This window comes from Psychrobacter sp. TB15, assembly GCF_000511655.1.
Classification (GTDB): domain Bacteria; phylum Pseudomonadota; class Gammaproteobacteria; order Pseudomonadales; family Moraxellaceae; genus Psychrobacter; species Psychrobacter submarinus.
The window spans coordinates 1-19533 of record NZ_AYXN01000043.1 but is presented as its reverse complement, the minus strand read 5'-3'; the positions used below and the strand labels follow the sequence as shown (position 1 = coordinate 19533).

At 44.0% G+C, this 19533-nt stretch carries 15 protein-coding genes; 8 read left to right on the top strand and 7 right to left on the bottom strand.

Features of this window, described 5'->3' with window-relative positions; all coding sequences use genetic code 11:
• Nucleotides 1–414: 414 nt before the first annotated feature.
• Nucleotides 415–2352, bottom strand: a complete 1938-nt coding sequence (locus tag W234_RS0112950) for an ATP-binding cassette domain-containing protein (protein WP_025647251.1) — start codon at nt 2350–2352, stop codon at nt 415–417.
• Between the two features lie 528 nt (nt 2353–2880).
• On the opposite strand from W234_RS0112950, the gene W234_RS0112945 reads away from it, so the two are divergent.
• The 3 genes from W234_RS0112945 to W234_RS0112935 all read left to right on the top strand — a co-directional run bounded on the left by W234_RS0112945 (nt 2881) and on the right by W234_RS0112935 (nt 6270).
• Nucleotides 2881–3168 (top strand): SlyX family protein, encoded by a 288-nt coding sequence (locus W234_RS0112945; protein ID WP_025647250.1) that lies wholly within the window; start codon nt 2881–2883, stop codon nt 3166–3168.
• 295 nt (nt 3169–3463) lie between these two features.
• Nucleotides 3464–4675: an OmpP1/FadL family transporter gene (locus tag W234_RS0112940; protein WP_025647249.1), complete on the top strand. Its 1212-nt coding sequence runs from the start codon at nt 3464–3466 to the stop codon at nt 4673–4675.
• Nucleotides 4676–4941: 266 nt separating this feature from the next.
• Nucleotides 4942–6270: an OmpP1/FadL family transporter gene (locus tag W234_RS0112935; protein WP_025647248.1), complete on the top strand. Its 1329-nt coding sequence runs from the start codon at nt 4942–4944 to the stop codon at nt 6268–6270.
• Between the two features lie 456 nt (nt 6271–6726).
• Here W234_RS0112935 and putP read toward each other — a convergent pair whose 3' ends face one another.
• Both putP and W234_RS0112925 read right to left on the bottom strand, forming a co-directional pair.
• On the bottom strand, nt 6727–8226 hold the full coding sequence (gene putP, locus W234_RS0112930; RefSeq protein ID WP_025647247.1) for a sodium/proline symporter PutP: 1500 nt from the start codon (nt 8224–8226) through the stop codon (nt 6727–6729).
• Between the two features lie 814 nt (nt 8227–9040).
• Nucleotides 9041–9913 carry a LysR family transcriptional regulator gene (locus W234_RS0112925; protein ID WP_025647246.1) on the bottom strand — a complete coding sequence of 291 codons (873 nt, stop codon included), beginning with the start codon at nt 9911–9913 and terminating at the stop codon, nt 9041–9043.
• A 333-nt stretch (nt 9914–10246) separates the two neighbouring features.
• Here W234_RS0112925 and leuC point away from each other — a divergent pair, with 333 nt between their 5' ends.
• The 5 genes from leuC to W234_RS0112900 all read left to right on the top strand — a co-directional run bounded on the left by leuC (nt 10247) and on the right by W234_RS0112900 (nt 15866).
• Nucleotides 10247–11665 (top strand): 3-isopropylmalate dehydratase large subunit, encoded by a 1419-nt coding sequence (gene leuC / locus W234_RS0112920; RefSeq protein WP_025647245.1) that lies wholly within the window; start codon nt 10247–10249, stop codon nt 11663–11665.
• 54 nt (nt 11666–11719) lie between these two features.
• Nucleotides 11720–12370: a 3-isopropylmalate dehydratase small subunit gene (leuD, locus tag W234_RS0112915; protein ID WP_025647244.1), complete on the top strand. Its 651-nt coding sequence runs from the start codon at nt 11720–11722 to the stop codon at nt 12368–12370.
• Nucleotides 12371–12572: 202 nt separating this feature from the next.
• Nucleotides 12573–13235 (top strand): hypothetical protein, encoded by a 663-nt coding sequence (locus W234_RS0112910; protein ID WP_025647243.1) that lies wholly within the window; start codon nt 12573–12575, stop codon nt 13233–13235.
• A 107-nt stretch (nt 13236–13342) separates the two neighbouring features.
• Nucleotides 13343–14446 (top strand): 3-isopropylmalate dehydrogenase, encoded by a 1104-nt coding sequence (gene leuB / locus W234_RS0112905; protein WP_025647242.1) that lies wholly within the window; start codon nt 13343–13345, stop codon nt 14444–14446.
• A 325-nt stretch (nt 14447–14771) separates the two neighbouring features.
• Nucleotides 14772–15866, top strand: a complete 1095-nt coding sequence (locus W234_RS0112900; protein WP_025647241.1) for a L,D-transpeptidase family protein — start codon at nt 14772–14774, stop codon at nt 15864–15866.
• A gap of 162 nt (nt 15867–16028) precedes the next feature.
• Here W234_RS0112900 and infA read toward each other — a convergent pair whose 3' ends face one another.
• From infA to W234_RS14105, 4 genes are all read right to left on the bottom strand, one after another.
• Nucleotides 16029–16253, bottom strand: coding sequence for a translation initiation factor IF-1 (gene infA / locus W234_RS0112895; protein ID WP_019671605.1), 225 nt, complete (start codon nt 16251–16253; stop codon nt 16029–16031).
• A gap of 139 nt (nt 16254–16392) precedes the next feature.
• Nucleotides 16393–17274: a tRNA pseudouridine(38-40) synthase TruA gene (gene truA / locus W234_RS0112890; protein ID WP_025647240.1), complete on the bottom strand. Its 882-nt coding sequence runs from the start codon at nt 17272–17274 to the stop codon at nt 16393–16395.
• A 43-nt stretch (nt 17275–17317) separates the two neighbouring features.
• Entirely contained in the window at nt 17318–18424 is a 1107-nt protein-coding gene (locus tag W234_RS14110; RefSeq protein ID WP_051397414.1) for an asparaginase, read from the bottom strand.
• Between the two features lie 78 nt (nt 18425–18502).
• Complete coding sequence (locus W234_RS14105; RefSeq protein ID WP_025643743.1) at nt 18503–19429, bottom strand: IS30 family transposase; 927 nt, start codon at nt 19427–19429, stop codon at nt 18503–18505.
• Nucleotides 19430–19533: the final 104 nt, after the last annotated feature.

Genomic DNA, 19533 nt, shown 5'->3' with positions numbered 1-19533 from the left:
TTATTATTAGCTTTACACTGTTAAAAGTCTTAAGTCATTATCAGAATAATCAGCATTGAATTCGTATCGACTGAACGGTACGCGCCATTGGCATATTCAGTTAAATAGCATTTATAATCACTATTAAATATAATCACTATTAAATATAAGCACTATTAAAAGTATCTGTAATGACTAGTAAAGTCTCAAAGACTGCTCTCATCGTAAGGTAATCGATACCACCTTTTGAGTAATAAGATTACCTTATAAATGATAAGGATATTTATTTATAGGCGATGATACTTGAAATCAGCCCAATGTTCACTAACTTTCAGCACCTTTACGTAACCGATTTTGTTTAATCTCTCATGCAAGTCAATAGCAATGAGAGAGTGAGAAGATAAAAGACAGTAGGACAATACCTGACTTTTATCATTAATCACTCTCAAGTTCTTCCCAGCGCTCAAGCTTTGTCATCATTTCCTCCTCAATGACCGCTAAGCGCTCACTGGCGGCTGTCGCGGCATCAAAATCCTCGGTAAACCAAGAGCCATCAGCCAGCTTGTCTTGTAGCTTGGCTTGCTCTGTTTCTAGCTTAGTGATTTCTTTTGGTAGCGAATCAAGCTCGCGCTGCTCATTGAAGCTGAGCTTTTTTTGCGCTTTAACAGGTTTAGCGGGTGTTGCAGCTGGTTTTTGGTTGGCTTTAAAAGTATGAGGACGGCTCGGCGCTTTAGACGCTTGCGCGCGATTCTTTTGAATCAAGTATTCTTGATAGCCGCCCACATATTCATCGACCACGCCGTTACCGTCTTCATCGGTATCAAACACCCAAGTAGAGGTAACCACGTTATCCATAAACGAGCGATCATGGCTGATAAGTAGTATCGTGCCATTAAAGTTACTGACGGACTCTTCTAATAACTCAAGGGTCGCCATGTCCAAATCGTTGGTAGGCTCATCGAGCACTAATATATTGGCAGGCTTTAATAATTGCTTGGCAAGTAATACGCGGTTGCGCTCACCACCGGACAAGGCTTTGACAGGGGTGCGCGCTCGCTCCGGAGCAAATAAGAAGTCTTGCAAATAGCTCATGATATGGGTCTTTCGGCCGCCCACTTCGATGAAGTCTGAGCCTTCAGAGACGTTTTGGGCAACGCTAGCTTCTAGATCGAGCTGATCACGCAACTGATCGAAGAAAGCGATTTGCAGATTAGTCCCTAGCTCCACAGTACCGCTCTTGGTGACTTCATCGTCAGACATATCGAGTAGCGCTTTTATTAAGGTGGTTTTACCAGCGCCGTTAGGACCGATGATACCTATCTTGTCACCACGCATAATGGTGGTACTAAAGTTGTCGACGAGCACATTGCCATCGTATTCAAGATGAAGGTTTTTGACCTTACAAACGAGCTTACCGCTTTTTTCGCCTGCATCCATTGTGATGTTGACGTTACCGACTTGCTCACGGCGCTGGCTACGCTCTTCACGCAGGGCCTTTAGATCGCGCACGCGGCCTTCGTTACGTGTACGGCGGGCTTTGATTCCTTGGCGAATCCACACTTCTTCTTGCGCCAGTTTTTTATCAAAGTTGGCATTACTTTTTTCTTCAGCGAGCAGTTGTTGCTCTTTTAGCTCTTGATAGCGCGCGTAGCCTTTAGCGCCTTGAGTGACATCATAGCTGGTCAATAGACCACGATCTAATTCGACGATGCGCGTTGCCAGCTTATTGACAAAGGCTCTATCGTGAGTGACAAATAGCAGCGTCAGACCTTGCCAATCTAACAAGAAGCGCTCCAGCCACTCGATACTATCGACGTCCAAATGGTTGGTCGGCTCATCAAGCAATAATACGTCAGGCTTAGTGACTAAGGCTCTTGCCAACAGCACTCGGCGCTTACGACCACCCGATAGCGAGGATAAGTCATCATCCGCGTTAAGCCCCATAGTGGTAATCAGCCGCGTCGCTTCACGCTCTAAATCCCAGCCATGTACCGCGTCGATATCGTGCTGCAAAGTCGCCATGCGCTCGCAGGCATCCATATCGCCCTCAGCGCATAGATCGGTTTGCTGGTTATAGGCCATGAGCAGGTCAGCGGTTTGCCGACTGCCGCCCATGACGATGTCTAGTATACGCCCCGAAGTTTCAGGAACATCCTGCTCAAGCATAGCAACACGCACGCTGCTATTGATAATGACTTCGCCGCTATCAGGCTGCATAGAGCCGTTGATAAGCTTGAATAAAGTGGATTTACCTTCGCCATTACGACCGATCAGACAGACGCGTTCGCCAGCCTCAATGCTAAAGTCGACACCATCAAGGATAGGTGCTACGCCAAAAGCGAGGTGGATGTTTTTTAGATGTATCAGTGCCATAGAATGTCTTAAGCTTATATATAAGAGAGTGGAATAGATGATAAAATAGCGAGTTGCCCATTATTAATCATAAATTGATAATAAATTATAGAGACTAGCAAATAGTCAGCAGTATAACATGAGCCTAGAGGACTTTAGGATGCGTCATGCTTTTTTATCGCTGTGACTTAGGGCGTGTTGAACATTCACAAATGCGCACTGCTGATCGCTACTAGTTAATCAAAGCTGTGTTCTAGTCGTCGTTAAAATTGCAGGTAATGCTTATTGCATTGGCTAGCTGATTTTATTTAAACAGTCGCAACGACTAGGGCGATTTTAGCATCAGCCTGCAGGGACAGGACTATTTTTTGCCGCTTTATTGATAAAAATAGACGCTTAGAACGACTAAACTTACCATTTTTATCTGCAAATCGCCTAAAAAATAGTCTCTGTCAGTGCCACGGTCGAATGTTCAACACGCCCTAATTTGCGAATATTCAAAACCGCTTATCACCACCCAATAATCACATAATCGACCGGATATGTACTATGAAAGACGCTTCACCCCACACCTTAGGGAATATAGAAAAAGAGCCTATAGCGAATGACCCGCTAGCCTCAGCGGAGCTAAAAGGTGAGATGATTGAGCTACAGATGAGTATGGCGCATCTCGAGCTGACCGTAGAGCGTCTAGATCAAGTGATTGCTCGTCAAGATAAAGATATTCAAACGCTACAGCGACAGTTGCAGCTTATCTATAACCAAATGCAGAGTCAAAACCAAGGTGACGGCATCGCTCCTTTTGATGTCCTAGCAGATAAACCTCCGCATTATTGAGAAAAATGTTATTTTCATCATTGCAATATTTAAGTATCAGCCTGCTTAGATAGCCGCTTGTATGGTTTGAATCAAAACGCAGACCGGATTATATGAGCTTTTCTAAATGTAAAGTTGTGACTATATTGTGACGGCATAGTAACTAAATAATTATTTTTTATGGTTGTCATCAACTTCAAAAGCTATTAGTATCTTGCCCTTCAATCCCCCTTGTTTAGCGAAGTTTGGTTGAGTTAACTGTTCTTAGCTAGGTTAAACAAGGAAATAAAACAGTTAGGATGTTTGGAGAGAACTAATGCGTAGCACTTTTTGTTTAAAGGCTCTTAGCGTAGCGATCGCTACTTTTTCAGTGGCAAGCGCGGCTAGCGCTGCAGGCCTTGATCGTTCCGGTCAAGATATTACCGCATTTTTGCAAGATGGCACTTATGCAGAGACCGTCTATACTTATATCGACGCTGATGTAACTGGTAAAGATACCTCAGGTAATAAGATCGACGACATTGCTGAGGATTATGATTTTTTCCGTTATGGTGTAAAGACTGACATCAACGAAACCTTTAGCATTGGTGTTTTATATGATGAGCCCTTCGGTGCTGCGGCTGACTATGTAGGCGATAGCAACTTTGTAGATGCAACAGGCGAAGGTACCAATGTTGAAGTTCGTACTGAAAGCTTAACCGGTATCCTTGGTGCAAAGTTTGGTGAAAACAAAGAGTTCCAAGTGTATGGTGGTCCTGTCGCGCAGCGTGTCAAAGCTGACGTAAAGCTACGTGGTGAGGCTTATAGCGTTGCTAATGGTTATACTTTAAATGTTAATGCGGATCAAGACTATGGTTGGTTAGCAGGTGCGTCGTATAGTAAGCCTGAGATTGCTTTAAAAGCAGCATTGACTTACCGCTCGGAAATTGAGCATACTGCTAATTCTGCTGAGCTATATCCTTTTGTCGATAGTCTACCTATCCCGGGCCTTTCAGCAAATCGAAGTGGTGATATTGAAATTACCACACCTGAGTCAGTAAACTTTGATTTTCAGACGGGTATCAACCCGACGACATTAGCGACTGCAAAAGTACGCTGGGTACCGTGGAGTGATTTCGCGATTACACCAGGACTATATAATGGTTTTAGTCAAGTATTAGCAACTCTGCCTCAAGGTACTGGTATACCTCCTGAAGGTTTAGATTTAGTCAGCTATGATGACGATCAGTGGCAAGTAGAGCTTGGTCTGGCCAAACGTCTAACTCCTGCATTAGCAGTTTCAGGTAATATCGGTTGGGATAGTGGTGCAGGTGACCCAGTGACGTCACTAGGTCCTATCGAGGGCTATTATAGTGTTGGCCTTGGCGCAAAGTATAATGTTACCGAGAACTGGGCCGTATCTGCTGGTGGTAAATACTTATGGTTCGGTGATGCTGAAGGTCAAATTCCAAGTAAAACGGTTGTTAGTAACTTCGAAGACAATGACGGTTATGTACTTGGGGCAAAGATTTCTTATCAGTCTAAGTAATAAGTCTGATTTAAGCTCAATAAAAAAGCGATCCTTAGGGGTCGCTTTTTTAATTAATAATGAATGAGTGAAATATTGAGTCAGTCGACAGTTGATTACGGATAACTACATTTTGTACTGTTTGGTCATATTTAAGAAATAAAGCACTTTAAATGTTGTTTTAGTGTCAAAAAAACATTACTATTCAATTTAGGACCCCGTTTACATGTTTAGTAACAACTGGACTATGGCAACGGTTAAACAATGAGGATGTTTGGAGATACACAATGCGCCCTACCTTTCACTTAAAAACCCTTACGGTAGCCTTAGCTGCTTTTTCTGTAGCTAGTATGGCTAATGCTGCTGGTCTTGATCGTTCAGGTCAAGATGTCACTGCTTTTTTTCAAGATGGCACTTACGCTGAAGCGGTCTATACTTATATTGACGCTGATGTAAGTGGTTATGATAGTTCCAATAACAACCCATTCGATAATACCTATGTACGCGGTAACAAAACGGGCGATATTGCTGAGTCTTATGACTTTTTCCGTTACGGTGTAAAAACGGACATCAATGATACATTCAGTATTGGCTTACTATACGATGAGCCTTTCGGTGCTGCGGCGGAATATAGCGGTGATAATAATTTTGTCGCAAATACTAATCCAGCTGACTCATCAGGAGAGTTCGCAAATGACCCAGCACCTAGCGGGCCAATAGGTAATGCGATAGTTGGAGCTGAAGCTGGAACTGCTGGTGAAAACACTAATGTAGAGGTTCGTAGCCAGAGCCTAACGGGTATTCTTGGTATGAAGTTTGGTGCCAATAAAAACTTTCAAGTTTATGGCGGTCCAGTAGCACAGCGTATTCAGTCTGAAACAAAACTACGTGGTCTTGCTTACGGTCCTGCTACTGGCTACACGTCGAACAGCAACCCTGACATGGACTACGGTTATATTGCAGGTTTCTCTTTTAGTAAGCCTGAAATCGCATTAAAAGCAGCACTAACTTATCGTTCTGAAATTGATCATGATATTGAAATATCTGAAACCTACCCTTTAGCGCCGACCATCGGTGCAATAGGTACTCCTCCACGTGCTCTTTTAGCCAATCAAACTAGTCGATACGAGATTACGACTCCTAAGTCAGTGAACTTCGACTTCCAAACAGGTATCAATCCGACTACTTTAGCAACGGCAAAAGTCCGTTGGGTACCTTGGAGCGACTTTGTCATTACGCCGCCATTATATAACGAAGTTAGTAAAAATGCTGCCCGTCCTGATGGTCTTAACTTAGTCGACTATGATGATGATCAGTGGCAAGTAGAGCTTGGTCTAGCTAAACGCCTTGCACAGGCTCTAGCGGTCAGTGGCACAGTAGGTTGGGATAGTGGTGCAGGTGACCCAACCACCTCCTTAGGTCCTATCGAAGGGTATTACAGCGTAGGCTTAGGTGCCAAGTACAATGTCACGCCTGAATGGGCCGTTTCAGTTGGTGGTAAATACTTATGGTTCGGTGATGCAAAAGGTCGTCTACCTAGTGGAAAGATCGTTGGTGATTTCCAAGATAATGATGGTTACATTGCTGGTTTAAAGCTTTCTTATCAGGGTAAATAATCGATTTGTATCTCCTGTAGACAATAAAAAGCGGCCTATCATAGGTCGCTTTTTTATTGATTCCAATATTTTAATTGAATAAAAACTCTTAGATATGGAAAGATATTTAGAGTGTTTTACAGAGAGTAAATTAATAACTGATAGCTACAACCTACTTACTACTCATATGTTGCTACACATGTGACAGCTGCCTTCCAGTTGATTGAATGGTAAGCAGTGTATCCATTGTCGCTACCTATATGATAGTTAGCTATCCATATAGGTAGGGGCATGTTTAGACAGACCCATTTAGCAATAGTACATAGCTATTCTATTAAGAGTAGATACTCATAATAGAAGGTTAGACCAGCCTTCCTACTTATAATAGTAGCTACTTACATCATAATTAATAGCTACCAATAAAAAACCTCGCCATCTTTGATAGCGAGGTTTTTTAATATTCAATAGTCTATGAATTTATTTGTTTAAATTCAGCTCCATTTCTTTATATCTATCAGATACCGTAGGTCTTGGACCGCCAGTCATGATACTCACTGCAAAGATAGCAATGGTGCTCAAGATAAAGCCTGGAACGATAGCATATAACCAGCTATTTAGGGCGACTCCATTCATCTCGAATGGACCATAGACCCACAAGATGACCGTCAATGCACCGACAACCATACCGGCGACAGCGCCGTTACGGTTCATACCGCGCCATGTCAGACTAAAGATAACGAGCGGGCCAAATGCCGCGCCAAATCCTGCCCAAGCGTTAGAAACGAGGTTCAGTACTGAGCTGTCTGGGTTTGATGCCAGCAAAATAGCGACAACAGCAACGACAATCACAGAAATACGGCCGACGAGTACTTGACGCGCCTCTGGGGCTTCTTTATCAAAGAACAGCTTATACACGTCCTTAGTCAATGAGCTTGATACCACCAATAGCTGAGAGGAGATGGTACTCATGATCGCTGCCAAGATGGCCGCTAATAAGAAGCCTGAAACCAATGGATGGAATAAGAACTGCGTGAATACCAAAAAGATAGTCTCAGGATCATCTAATGTCATGGCAGTCTTTTGCACATACGCACGACCAGCAAAACCAGTCATCAAGGCACCAATAAGGCTGATAATCATCCAGCTCATACCAATATTACGGGCGGTCGGAACGTCTCTAACTGAGCGAATCGCCATAAAACGTACGATAATATGCGGCTGACCAAAATAACCCAAGCCCCAGGCCATCAGTGAGATGATACCAAGTGCTGTCATACCACTGGTGATATCGAGCAAGCTTGGATCGATATTTTGGACTGCGGTTGTCGTAGCTGAAATGCCGCCAAGATCAGTAAAGGCAACGATAGGGACGATCACCATAGCAAATAACATGATGACCCCTTGTACGAAGTCAGTCATGGATACAGCGAGAAAACCACCGAATAGTGTATAAGCAACTACCACACCAGCAGTAACCCATAGGCCTGTGCTATAAGATAGGTTCAATGAGCTTTCGAAAAGTTTACCACCCCCTACAAGACTTGCAGCGGTATAAACGGTAAAGAATAGAATGATGACAACGGCTGAGATGACACGTAGCATGTGTGACTTGTCTTCAAAGCGGTTGGCGAAGTAATCGGGTAGGGTAATAGCGTTGTCAGCTACTTCGGTGTACACACGAAGGCGAGGTGCTACGATCAGATAGTTTAATAATGCCCCTAATGTCAAACCAAGTGCGATCCAAATACTAACCACACCATCTGCATACATATAACCAGGTAAGCCAAGTAGTAACCAACCTGACATGTCTGAAGCACCTGCGGATAATGCAGTAACTGCTGGACCGAGATTACGGCCCCCAAGCATGTAACCTTCAGTATCATTGGCCTGCTTAAAGTAAGCATAAATACCAATCCCAATCATCACTAAGAAATAGGCGGCAAGCGATATCAGCACGCCACTAGAAACTCCGTTCATATAAATTGTCCTTAACCAACGCTGTTGGCTGTTATTATATTTTGCTATCGAGATAAAAATAGAAACTCAGCACAAAAGGTGATATCTAAAAACAATAAAAGCCATTAGATATCTCGTAATGGCTTTGCACTTATTAACTTTGCACTTATTAACTTTGCACTTATCAATAAGTGATTACTTTTGACTGTACAGGATTGATATAATCACAGTCAGCTTTAGGCTTACACCGATAAATAAAAGTAAGTCATTCTTTATTCATCGCAGTGAAGGATATCAATCGTTTAAAATCGTCAGTTTTACCATACGTTTATCGATATGACTCTAAAAGCAGATAATAAGCTCTTTTTGAAAATGAGCTGTCATTTATGGTTGTATAAGTCATCTTACTCACAAACATAAATGAAACTGGCTGCTAATTTAATTATACTGTCTTTAGTTATGACCTTTAATACTCAAGCAGATCTTAAATCAATAGCATTGCAAATCAGTGATACTGTCAGCTACTTTTAACACTAGATTCATCATTAAATTAAGTAGCATCAGTTATCAAGTAGATCAGTCAGTAACCTTACTTCAATAATGCTAGAGCATTAATTAAAATGACATAGTTATCACTGAAGTAACTGAATGTTAAAGTTCATACTTAAAAATTATAACGCATCACAATATCAATTACTAATCGTAGATTAGATGCGACTAGCGTTACATAAGCCCCTCAATAATTTTGAGCTATAGAATAACTATAAAAAAAACGTGACCTTGTGGATCACGTTTATCATATTTGTTACGTTTATATTACTAACGGTATCATGAATTAATCAATAGGTGCAAGTAGCTCTAATAGCGCCTCGACACTGCTAGAGCGCGTCAATTTTGGATTGATAACCACGCCTAAGTAGCGTTGCAGCTCGATATTATCCGCCATATTGATACGCTCTAAGTCTTGGCTTATCAGGGTTTGCGGCAGTACCGACCAGCCCAGTCCTACGGAGACGAGCATACGAATCGACTCAAGTGGATTGGTACTCATTGTGGCATAAGGCTTTAAGTTATGTTTGGCAAATTCAGCCAAGGTGATCTGACTCGTAAAGGTATTGGCAGAAGGTAGAATAGCTGGATAGTGTGCTAGCTGCTCTAAAGTCACATTGGTTTTTTGCGCTAAGGGCGATAACGTGCCGGTCATGAAATATAGTGGATCGGACCATAGCGTATGATAAGTCAAGCGCTTGTCATAGACGGGCGGTAAGGTTAAGAAAGCCAGAGATAAGTTACCATCAAGAACGGATTTGTGCGCCTCTTCAGAGTCGACAAAATGTACTTCTAACTGCACAGCAGGATAAGCTTGAATAAAATGCTTGAGCACTGGCGCTAAGTGATGTAGACCAATATGATGACTCGTACCAATGACTAGCTTGCCTGAGACCACTTGTTCTGAGTGCTGAAGATTAATCCTAAAATTATCATAATCATCGAGCCAACGCCGGGCGTGCGGCAGCATCTCGTTAGCGGCTTGGGTAGGCACGATACCGCGGCCTACGGTGTCAAATAGCGTAATATTGAATTCGTCTTCTAAGTTTTTGATACGTTTGCTGACGGCAGGCTGAGTGATAAACAGCTTTTCTGCTGCTCCTGAGATACTGCCTGTTTGCATAACGGTGACAAACGTTGTCAAATTGGTGGTATTCAAACCGGTATCCTTAGCTATATGTAGAGCTATAATTAAAAGTTGGCTAATCCAATCACAATTTATTAGAAATATAAGTTTGGGAATGGATAAAAATCATCAATTATTATTATAGGATTAGGCTGCTATAATCACAAGAGATGAACCCACTTTTTAACACTTTTACTTTGTTATTTTTGTTAATTGTTAAGTTTAGCAAATAAATAGTTATTAATTAAATAGACTACAGCGTTATCGATTTAGCTTATAAGGTATAATTAGGATATTAGCGTTCAGTATAGGCGCATACTAATTGAAGCTCAGTTCAAAGATCAGTAACCGGAAAAGGACAGCTACATGGCCGCTCAAACATTATACGACAAACTTTGGAATGCTCACGAAGTCAGCAAGCGTGATGATGGTTCTAGCCTTATTTATATTGACCGTCATCTACTGCATGAAGTGACGAGTCCGCAAGCTTTTGAGGGCTTAGAGCTGGCCAACAGAGCGCCGTGGCGTCTGTCGGCCAATATCGCAAGTCCAGATCATAATGTACCGACGGTGACCAAAGAGCGTCTAGAAGGCGTTGAAGGTATCAAAGATAAAGTATCGCGTCTGCAAGTGGTCACGCTCGATGACAACTGCGCCAAATTCAATATTGCTGAATTTACGATCAATGATGCGCGTCAAGGTATCTTGCACGTGGTAGGACCTGAGCAAGGTTTAGTGTTACCGGGTATGACGGTTGTCTGCGGAGACTCACATACCGCTACTCATGGTGCGCTTGGCTGCTTAGCGCATGGTATCGGGACCTCTGAGGTTGAGCATGTCTTAGCGACGCAGTGCCTGATCACCAAAAAAATGAAAAATATGCAGATCCGTGTCACCGGTGAGCTTGGTGCTGGGGTGACGCCAAAGGATGTGGTGCTCGCGATTATCGCGAAGATCGGTACCGCCGGCGGCAACGGTCACGCTATCGAGTTTGCCGGTCAGGTCTTTGAAGAGATGAGCATGGAGGGCCGGATGACGGTCTGTAACATGGCGATTGAAGCAGGTGCGCGCGTTGGCATGGTGGCAGTTGATGATACTACCATCGATTATGTCAAAGGTCGTCCTTACGCACCCACTGGTGAGCAGTGGCAGCAAGCAGAGCGCTACTGGCGTACTTTGTATTCAGATGCTGATGCGGTGTTCGATACTGTCGTTGAGATTGATGGTAGCCAGATTGCCCCGCAAGTCTCTTGGGGCACCTCTCCTGAGATGGTCGTTGATGTCACGGGGTCCGTTCCGACGCCAGAGCAAGCGGCAGATGCCACTCAAGAAGAGGGCTGGATGCGCGCATACCGTTATATGGGACTCAAGGCAGGTCAGCCGATAACAGATATTCATCTTGATCGTATTTTTATCGGCTCTTGTACCAACTCGCGTATTGAAGATTTGCGTGATGCGGCAGCAGTAATTAAAGGGCGCACGGTCGCTGATAGCGTCAAAGAAGCGATCGTCGTTGCTGGCTCCGGACAAGTCAAACTGCAGGCAGAAGCTGAGGGCTTAGATACGCTATTTACTGATGCAGGGTTTGAGTGGCGCGAGCCTGGTTGCTCAATGTGCTTGGCGATGAATGCCGATAAGCTTGAGCCCGGTGAGCACTGCGCGTCGACCTCTAACCGTAACTTTGAGGGCCGTCAAGGCAATGGCGGGCGCACGCATTTAGTGAGTCCAGCGATGGCGACAGCGGCCGCATTGGCGGGTCACTTTGTCGATGTGCGTACTTTTTAGAAGAGGATAATCGATTACTCTTCTAACATTCGATAGTTATTTATAGGAAACACTATGCAAGCTTATAATATTCAAACGGGCATTGTATGCCCTTTAGACCGCTCAAACGTTGATACCGATCAGATTATCCCTAAGCAGTTTTTAAAATCTATTAAGCGCACCGGTTTTGGCGTCAATTTATTTGACGATTGGCGCTATTTGGACGAAGGGTTTCCGGGGCAAGATAATAGTAAACGCCCGATCAACCCTGATTTTGTCTTAAATCAGCCCCGCTATCAAGGCGCAACGATTTTGCTTGCGCGTAAAAACTTTGGTTGTGGCTCTAGTCGCGAGCATGCGCCATGGGCCCTCTCAGAATACGGCTTTCGTACGGTGATTGCGCCAAGCTTTGCCGATATCTTTTATAATAACTGCTTTAAGAACGGAATGCTGCCCATTATTTTAGATGAAGCTATTGTCGATACGCTTATGCAAGCCACGCAAGCGAATGAGGGCTATGAGCTGACCGCTGATCTAGAGCGCCAAGTGGTCATCACCCCGACAGGAGAAGAGTATGCGTTTGAGATCGATGAGTTTCGCAAGCATTGTCTGTTAAATGGTCTCGATGATATCGGTCTAACCTTGCAACAAAGCGATGCTATCAAAGACTATGAGCATAAAATGATGCAAAAGACGCCTTGGATATTTAATCAAGTGCATGCTTAAGCCAAATTTTAGACTTAATAGTTAGGGTTGATAGTCCGTTTTGACAAACGATATGTCGATAAATCAGTAGCAGCGAGAATGATGACTATTATTGATACCAGCGTTAATAATAGTTATACAGGGAGCAATACTGTATTGAGTTATGGCGGCAAGATAGCTATTATAAAAGCAACTTTATCATTTACAAAAAGTAGCCGTCATTATGAAAAAAACACGTTTTGCCGCTTATGTTGGTGCCACTTTTGCTATGAGTGCACTGTTATCAAGTTGTCAGCTTTTTACAGGCTATCATCAGATAGAAGCTGCTGATAGTGCTGACAATTGGTCTGGCAAGATTTACCCGGTGGCAGGCGAGACTAATATCGCTTGTGTAGGTACTTATCACTGTGAGATTACTCGCATCGATCAAACGCCGACTATTGCAGAAGAGACGCATCAGCCTGTTGACCGTAACATTGTAATAGTAAAACCTGAAAAAGATAAGGTGCCACTAGTCGATACTAAAGCTGTTAAGCTGGTGCCGTTATCGGCCTCTGGCATCTCCGGTTTGACTAATTATTACGCCCGAGTAACACCTATCAAACGCGAAGTACAAGTGAACTTCTATCCTGAAAATAACTTAGAATACGTCGAGCGTTTCACGGTTATTCACGAGTTCGTTGCGGGTACTTATCAGCTGCGCGCTTATAAAGTTCAATCTCAACAAAAAGACAGTAGCTTATTAACGAGTGCATCGCCGAACCCTCTATGCATAGAGCTTATTCAAGATGGCACTATTAAGCGTCGTTTTTGTAAGCAAGTTGATACTGAGCGTCAAGGCGAGTTTGTAGAAACTGGCGTGTTTGATGATACGGTGACCAGTTAAATCCTTTTATAACGTTTTATCGCAATGATTAAAACCTCCGATTCCCACAAATAACTAAGTTTTGACAAGCTCTAGTTTTATTACAATATTCAAAGACAAGGAAAAGTATGGCGACTATATTGACACTAGCAGGCGATGGCATCGGTCCTGAGATTATGACTCAAGCTATCGATGTCCTAAAAGCGGCCAATGATAAATTCGATTTGGGCTTTACTCTGGAGTCGGGGCTTCTTGGCGGTGCGGCGATTGATGCGACTGGTGAGCCGTTGTCCGAGGAGACTTTAAGGCAGGCTCGTGCAGCCGACGCTGTACTGTTAGGCGCAGTTGGTGGCCCTAAGTGGGATAACATTGAGCGCAGTAAACGTCCTGAACGTGGTTTGCTCAAGATTCGCAGTGAGCTTGGTCTGTTTGCTAATTTGCGTGTCGCCAAACTATATCCGCAGCTAGCGAATGCTTCGAGTGTCAAAGCCGATATCATCTCAGGGCTTGACTTATTAATCGTCCGTGAGCTGACGGGTGGTATCTATTTTGGTGAACCGCGCGGCATCCGTACTTTAGATAATGGCGAGCAGCAGGGCTATAACACTATGGTGTATAGCACCAGCGAGATTGAGCGTATCGGCAAAGTCGCGTTTGAGATGGCGCAGACTCGCGCCCAAACCAGCGGTAAGCCGGCTAAGATTTGTTCAGTTGATAAAGCCAACGTGTTAGAGGTGACTGAGCTGTGGAAGCAGACGATGATTAAGATGCAAGAAGCGGATTATAGCGATGTTGAGTTGTCGCACATGTACGCTGACAACGCTTGTATGCAGCTCATAAAGGATCCCAAACAGTTCGATGTTATGGTCACTGGCAACATGTTCGGCGATATTTTATCGGATGAAGCGGCTATGCTTACAGGCTCTATTGGGATGCTACCATCAGCGAGCCTCGATGAGGACGGTAAAGGTATGTATGAGCCTTGTCATGGCTCGGCTCCTGATATCGCTGGACAAGATAAAGCCAATCCCTTAGCGACGATTCTATCGGTAGCTATGATGCTACGCTATACTTTTAAGCAAGAGACCGCTGCACAAGCGATAGAGCAAGCGGTCAGCGATGTGTTGGATGATGGTCTACGTACGGTTGATATCTTGGATAACAGCGAAAGTGGCCTGACGCAAGTGGGCTGTCGTCAGATGGGCGAGGCGGTATTGGCCAAACTGCTATAGCTGTTTTTAAGTGCTAGTCCATATTTATGGATTTTTATCTCTCATTTAACCTATAAATCGTTTGCCGGTTTATAGGTTTTTTTGTCCAAAAGAGCTTGTTAATATATTTACTAAGTAAGCAGTTTTTTACGTAGATTTTGCATAGTTGTTATGTTTGTATAGCTACTATATTTACATAGATACTATATGAGTAGACCGCTATTAACATAATGAGCTTATATGCTAACAGGGCGCTATGGCATTATTATTAAGGTATTTAAATTAGTAAATACTTTCACAATAATAAAAAGTCACTATAAGACTATATTGAATATTAGAGGAAACTATGTCTCAATTAACCAAAATCACCAGTGCCATGCTAGCGAGCAGTCTATCTACTGTGCTACTAATGAGTCCAGCGCTAGCGGCGACTAACAGCGATGTTAGCCCCATTACTAATGGCGTCAGTCAAAAGATAAATAGCGATAAAGCAGCAAGTAAGGCGACAGCTGAATCTCTTAACGAGCTACTACCAACTATTGAGTATACGACAGAGGGATTATCAAAATCTGCAAAAAAAATAAACAGTGTTAATTGGAAGGAAGGGGAGAAGATAGATCGTGAAGTTGGCACTCGCTTGCAAGCGCTATTAAATTGGCACCATAGCGGCGTCGGCTCAGTAGATGGGTACTGGGGCAAAAACACTCGTAAAGCGATGCAAGCGTTTCAAAAGGCTAATGGTTTGAGCGTCACTGACCAATTAAATACCGAAACTTGGGATGCACTGACAGCGAGTGAGGCATTAACCCGTCAACCTGTACTAGTGCGCTATAAATTAACCCCTGATGATGTCAATATCAAAACGACCACGATTCCAGCTAGCGCAGAAGCCAAGTCTAATCTCGAGGGCATGTATTATGAATCCGTGCTCGAGGCATTAGCTGAGAAGTTTCATATGAGTGACAGCTACCTGAAGTCTCTAAATCCAAAGGCTAGCTTTAATGCTGGCGAGACCATCACCGTCTATAATCCGGGCAATCCTAATACAACGCCTGTCAGCCGTGTGGTCGCGGATAAAACTACTGAAACTCTCTATGCTTATGATGACCAAGGCAATCTTGTAGCTAGCTATCCCACGACAGTCGGCAGCACTGCTACGCCTTCACCAACGGGTACGCATGAAGTAAAAGTGAAAGTCAATGGCCCCAACTATACTTATACTGGCGATAACGGAGAGAAGTTTATTATTCCGCCAGGTCCTAATAACCCAGTAGGCAAGGTTTGGATTGGCTTGTCAAAGCCGTCTTATGGTATACATGGTTCGCCAGATCCTGATCGCATTAGTCGCCAAGCCTCAGCAGGCTGCGTGCGTTTGACCAACTGGGACGCGTTATCTTTGTTAGGAGTTATCGACGATGACGCTACAGTAGAGTTTAAGTGATTTTATAACAAGTCAGATTGATTGAATCCTTAAGCTAGAATATTAGGCAAAAAAATACCGCTAGTACAATTATTAGCGGTATTTTTTGCCTGACAAGAGATGCTAAGCGTGCTTAATTCTCTAGACTAGATCAAAACTCAAAGGTCATACGAAGTAAGCAGTTTAGTTCTTACCACGATAAGTAATACGACCTTTGGTCAAGTCATAAGGCGTCATCTCGACTTTGACTTTATCACCAGTCAAAATACGGATGTAATGCTTACGCATTTTGCCAGAGATATGGGCAATGATTTCGTGTCCGTTTTCTAAACGAACCTTAAACAGAGTGTTTGGCAAGGTATCGATGACTTCGCCTTCAAACTCGATAATATCGTCTTTTTTAGCCATAATTTATATCAATCAATGAAAAATAAGCCAATATTATACGTAAGTTTAGCGATTAAAGCAATATGGCAACGGGTTTTTGCTTGACAGCGTTTAGCGGTTATGTATGTCAAATTATAATTGAGCTTGAATATCTAAAAAATTAATCTGGCAGATTGAGCCAAATTGGAGTCAGTGGCTCTTTTGGGAGCAGCGACTCGTACTCTTCGGGATAATACGCTTTTATAAAATAAAGTCCATCACCAGCAGCGGTCGGCGGGGCAATCGTACGATCTTTTTGCGCTAAAATAGCTAAGAGGTCGTCCGGCTGCAGCTCGTGACGGCCGATAGCGTACAGCGTACCCATTAAGTTACGTACCATATGATGCAAAAAGCCATCGGCTTGAATATCAAATACAATAAAGGCGCCATGAGCAAAGAGCTTGGCATGACTGATGGTACGCACCGGCTGATTGGACTGGCAAGCTGCGGCGCGAAAACTTGTAAAATCATGCGTTCCTACTATGTCTGCAGCAGCCTTTTGCATTGCGGCTAGATCAAGTGGCTGATGAATGTGAGTCACTTGGTGGTTTAAGATAGCTGGGCGCGTGTCTTGATTGAGCGTAACATAGCGATAACGCCGAGCGATGGCCTTAAAGCGCGCATGAAAATCGCTTGGCATCGGCTGAATCCAGCGTAGTGCAATATCATCGGGTAATAAGCTATTGACACCGCGCAGCCAATTATGGGTCGGTCGGTAGGCTCGAGTGACAAAGTGAGCGACCATGTTACTTGCGTGTACCCCAGAGTCGGTGCGTCCTGCGGCGACCACTTCTACTGTCTCGTTAGCGACTTTGCTAATAGCAGCCTCTAGGACTTGCTGGACGCCTAAAACCTCTTTTTGTCGTTGCCAGCCATAATAATGAGTCCCCAAAAACTCGATAGCTATCGCTAAAGTGTAAGTAGGAGTGTCTTCATCGGTGTGTTGGATTAGCTCGTCTTGCGGCACTATTGGCTGAGCGTTATCTGCTAAAGAGTCGGTCATAATGGTTGAGGTGCTTAAGCTTATTTTATGAGTTTGGGATTGTTTAGCGCTGACGACTCGTAGAAGTTCCTGCTTGGTTAACGCTATAAGTCCAGCGCTGACGTCTACGGGCAGGGGTGTCGTAACGTAGCAATAACCACAGTAGGCGCGCGTAGATCGCAGAGAGAGTGAGGCGTCCACCAGCGATGACGTGATAATCATATTGCCAGCTGCCCGCGGCGTAACTGCTACTCACGCCGCCAAATGGGCATTGGCTTGCGCAGACTACCATATGGCCTTGTTTATAAGCCGCTTGTAGCGCCTCGGCAAGCTGCGGCGAGTAAGGTACGTTGCCGCTGCCAAACCCTAATAAGATAATGGCGCATGGCGGTTTTGACAGCAGCGCTTGTAACTGCTCGCTGAGCACGCTTGGATCGTTAGGCAAGCAGTAAAGTGCATGAACATGAGCGTGCTGTGGCTGATTTTGTACCGCTGCCAAAACTTGTTGTTGGTCATCAAGCCAATGCTGCCGGCGAGTATCTGTCAGCTTATCTATATAGCTATTATCAGGATAGGCGGCACGGTGATGACCGGTAAAGGCCATAAAATCATGGCTATGAATCTTTTGCACCGTTTGCGCCGGCCAAGACTCACCGCCAAAACATATCTTCACCCCTGATTGCCCCGCTGCTGCTAAGCGCAGAGCTTCACGAAAATTATCCCAAGCATCACCGTGGCTGTCGATTTTATAAGCGTGCAGCTCTTCGCTATCTAGTAGTGGACGCATGCTGCCTGTGAGAGTAATACTGATGTCAGAACCGGCAAAAGCTTCTGCCAAAAACGCTCCTAAGTAGCTTAAGGTGTCAGTCCCTGTGATCAGCACAAACTGGCGCTCGCCAGCTTGATAGGCCGAGAGTAACAGCGTATAAAAATGTACAAAGTCGCTTGGCGTTAATTGGCTACTGTCTTTGATAAGCGAGTTATCTAACCAACACAGCTTAGGTAAAAAAGCGGCATCATCGTGCTCAGTGACAAGTTGCTGCAAGGCGGGTAAGAACACTTCGGCGGCAAGCGGCGCTAGTGGCCGCCCATAACTGCCAAAGGTGCCGCCTGCATAAATCAGCTGTACAGACTGCGAGTTGAGAGATGATAATGTGGAACGTGAAGCCATATTTAAGTCGCAAAATGTTATTAAAAACCGTTGATGAGATGACGATAAAAAACTTAGATTAACACACCAAGTGCAACGCTAATTAATATTATAGAACGCCTGCATAGGCGTTTTAAACCCTAATCGTTTTCTTGGTCTGTTATTTAGTTTGTTCTCAATGTCCTGTATTTCATTATCAGAGACTTGTCTAAAGTCACAACCCTTAGGCAAGTACTCTCTGATAAGGCCATTGGTATTCTCGTTGGTTCCTCGCTGCCATGACGCATAAGCATCGGCAAAGAAGAAAGGGCTAAAGAGCTTTTGTTTCACCTTCTTATGCTGAGCAAACTCTTTACCATTGTCAGAGGTAATGGTCTTAACCTGCAACCTCACTGGCGCTAAGAGTTCTATCATTGCCTCTGATACTTGCTGTGCTGTTTTATGACCCACACGCTTCATCTTCAGCAGCCCCGTTTTACGTTCAACGAGCGTGACAATCGCTTGCTTGTGATGCTGACCGATAACGGTATCCGCTTCCCAATCTCCAATACGTGAGCGTTCTTCAACAATACAAGGGCGCTCATGAATCGAGACTCTGTCATTGATACGGCCTCGAGTCTCAGCGGTTAGACGCTGCCGGTATGGTTTTCCTTTACGTCTGAGACACTGCCACAATGTACCGCCCTGCCTCTTATCACGCCAAATATAGCGATAAATGCTCATATGACTGATACCAGCATGAACGCCAGATATTTGCTCAGGACTCCAGTTCTCTTTAAGCTTGTCTGTCACCCATGCCCAGAGGTCAGTCACAATAGTTGTGGCGTTGTTAGCCCGTCTGTCACAAGCCTTGTTATTAGCATGCTTTGCTCGGTAACCTCGTAGGCTTTTATTACGCCTAAGCTCTCTTGATATGGTACTGGGACTTCTGTTTAACACCCTCGCTATAAAATTAATACTATGTTTTGCCCCTTTAAGGGCATAAATCTGGTATCGTTCACCTAGGCTTAGATGTGTATAGCTCATGGTTGCAATCTCACTTTGGTCGGTGGATAAAAACTTTGATGCTAGCGCATCTAGGTCTTTTTTTCACCTTGCATTTGGTATTGCACTTCATGTGTTAATCTAAG

Excerpts from the sequence above, each read along its gene's own strand:
- W234_RS0112950 (WP_025647251.1), bottom strand. The coding sequence starts at position 2,352 with ATGGCACTGATACATCTAAAAAACATCCACCTCGCTTTTGGCGTAGCA.
- W234_RS0112945 (WP_025647250.1), top strand. The coding sequence starts at position 2,881 with ATGAAAGACGCTTCACCCCACACCTTAGGGAATATAGAAAAAGAGCCT.
- W234_RS0112940 (WP_025647249.1), top strand. The coding sequence starts at position 3,464 with ATGCGTAGCACTTTTTGTTTAAAGGCTCTTAGCGTAGCGATCGCTACT.
- W234_RS0112935 (WP_025647248.1), top strand. The coding sequence starts at position 4,942 with ATGCGCCCTACCTTTCACTTAAAAACCCTTACGGTAGCCTTAGCTGCT.
- putP (WP_025647247.1), bottom strand. The coding sequence starts at position 8,226 with ATGAACGGAGTTTCTAGTGGCGTGCTGATATCGCTTGCCGCCTATTTC.
- leuC (WP_025647245.1), top strand. The coding sequence starts at position 10,247 with ATGGCCGCTCAAACATTATACGACAAACTTTGGAATGCTCACGAAGTC.
- leuD (WP_025647244.1), top strand. The coding sequence starts at position 11,720 with ATGCAAGCTTATAATATTCAAACGGGCATTGTATGCCCTTTAGACCGC.
- W234_RS0112910 (WP_025647243.1), top strand. The coding sequence starts at position 12,573 with ATGAAAAAAACACGTTTTGCCGCTTATGTTGGTGCCACTTTTGCTATG.
- leuB (WP_025647242.1), top strand. The coding sequence starts at position 13,343 with ATGGCGACTATATTGACACTAGCAGGCGATGGCATCGGTCCTGAGATT.
- W234_RS0112900 (WP_025647241.1), top strand. The coding sequence starts at position 14,772 with ATGTCTCAATTAACCAAAATCACCAGTGCCATGCTAGCGAGCAGTCTA.
- infA (WP_019671605.1), bottom strand. The coding sequence starts at position 16,253 with ATGGCTAAAAAAGACGATATTATCGAGTTTGAAGGCGAAGTCATCGAT.
- truA (WP_025647240.1), bottom strand. The coding sequence starts at position 17,274 with ATGACCGACTCTTTAGCAGATAACGCTCAGCCAATAGTGCCGCAAGAC.
- W234_RS14110 (WP_051397414.1), bottom strand. The coding sequence starts at position 18,424 with ATGGCTTCACGTTCCACATTATCATCTCTCAACTCGCAGTCTGTACAG.
- W234_RS14105 (WP_025643743.1), bottom strand. The coding sequence starts at position 19,429 with ATGAGCTATACACATCTAAGCCTAGGTGAACGATACCAGATTTATGCC.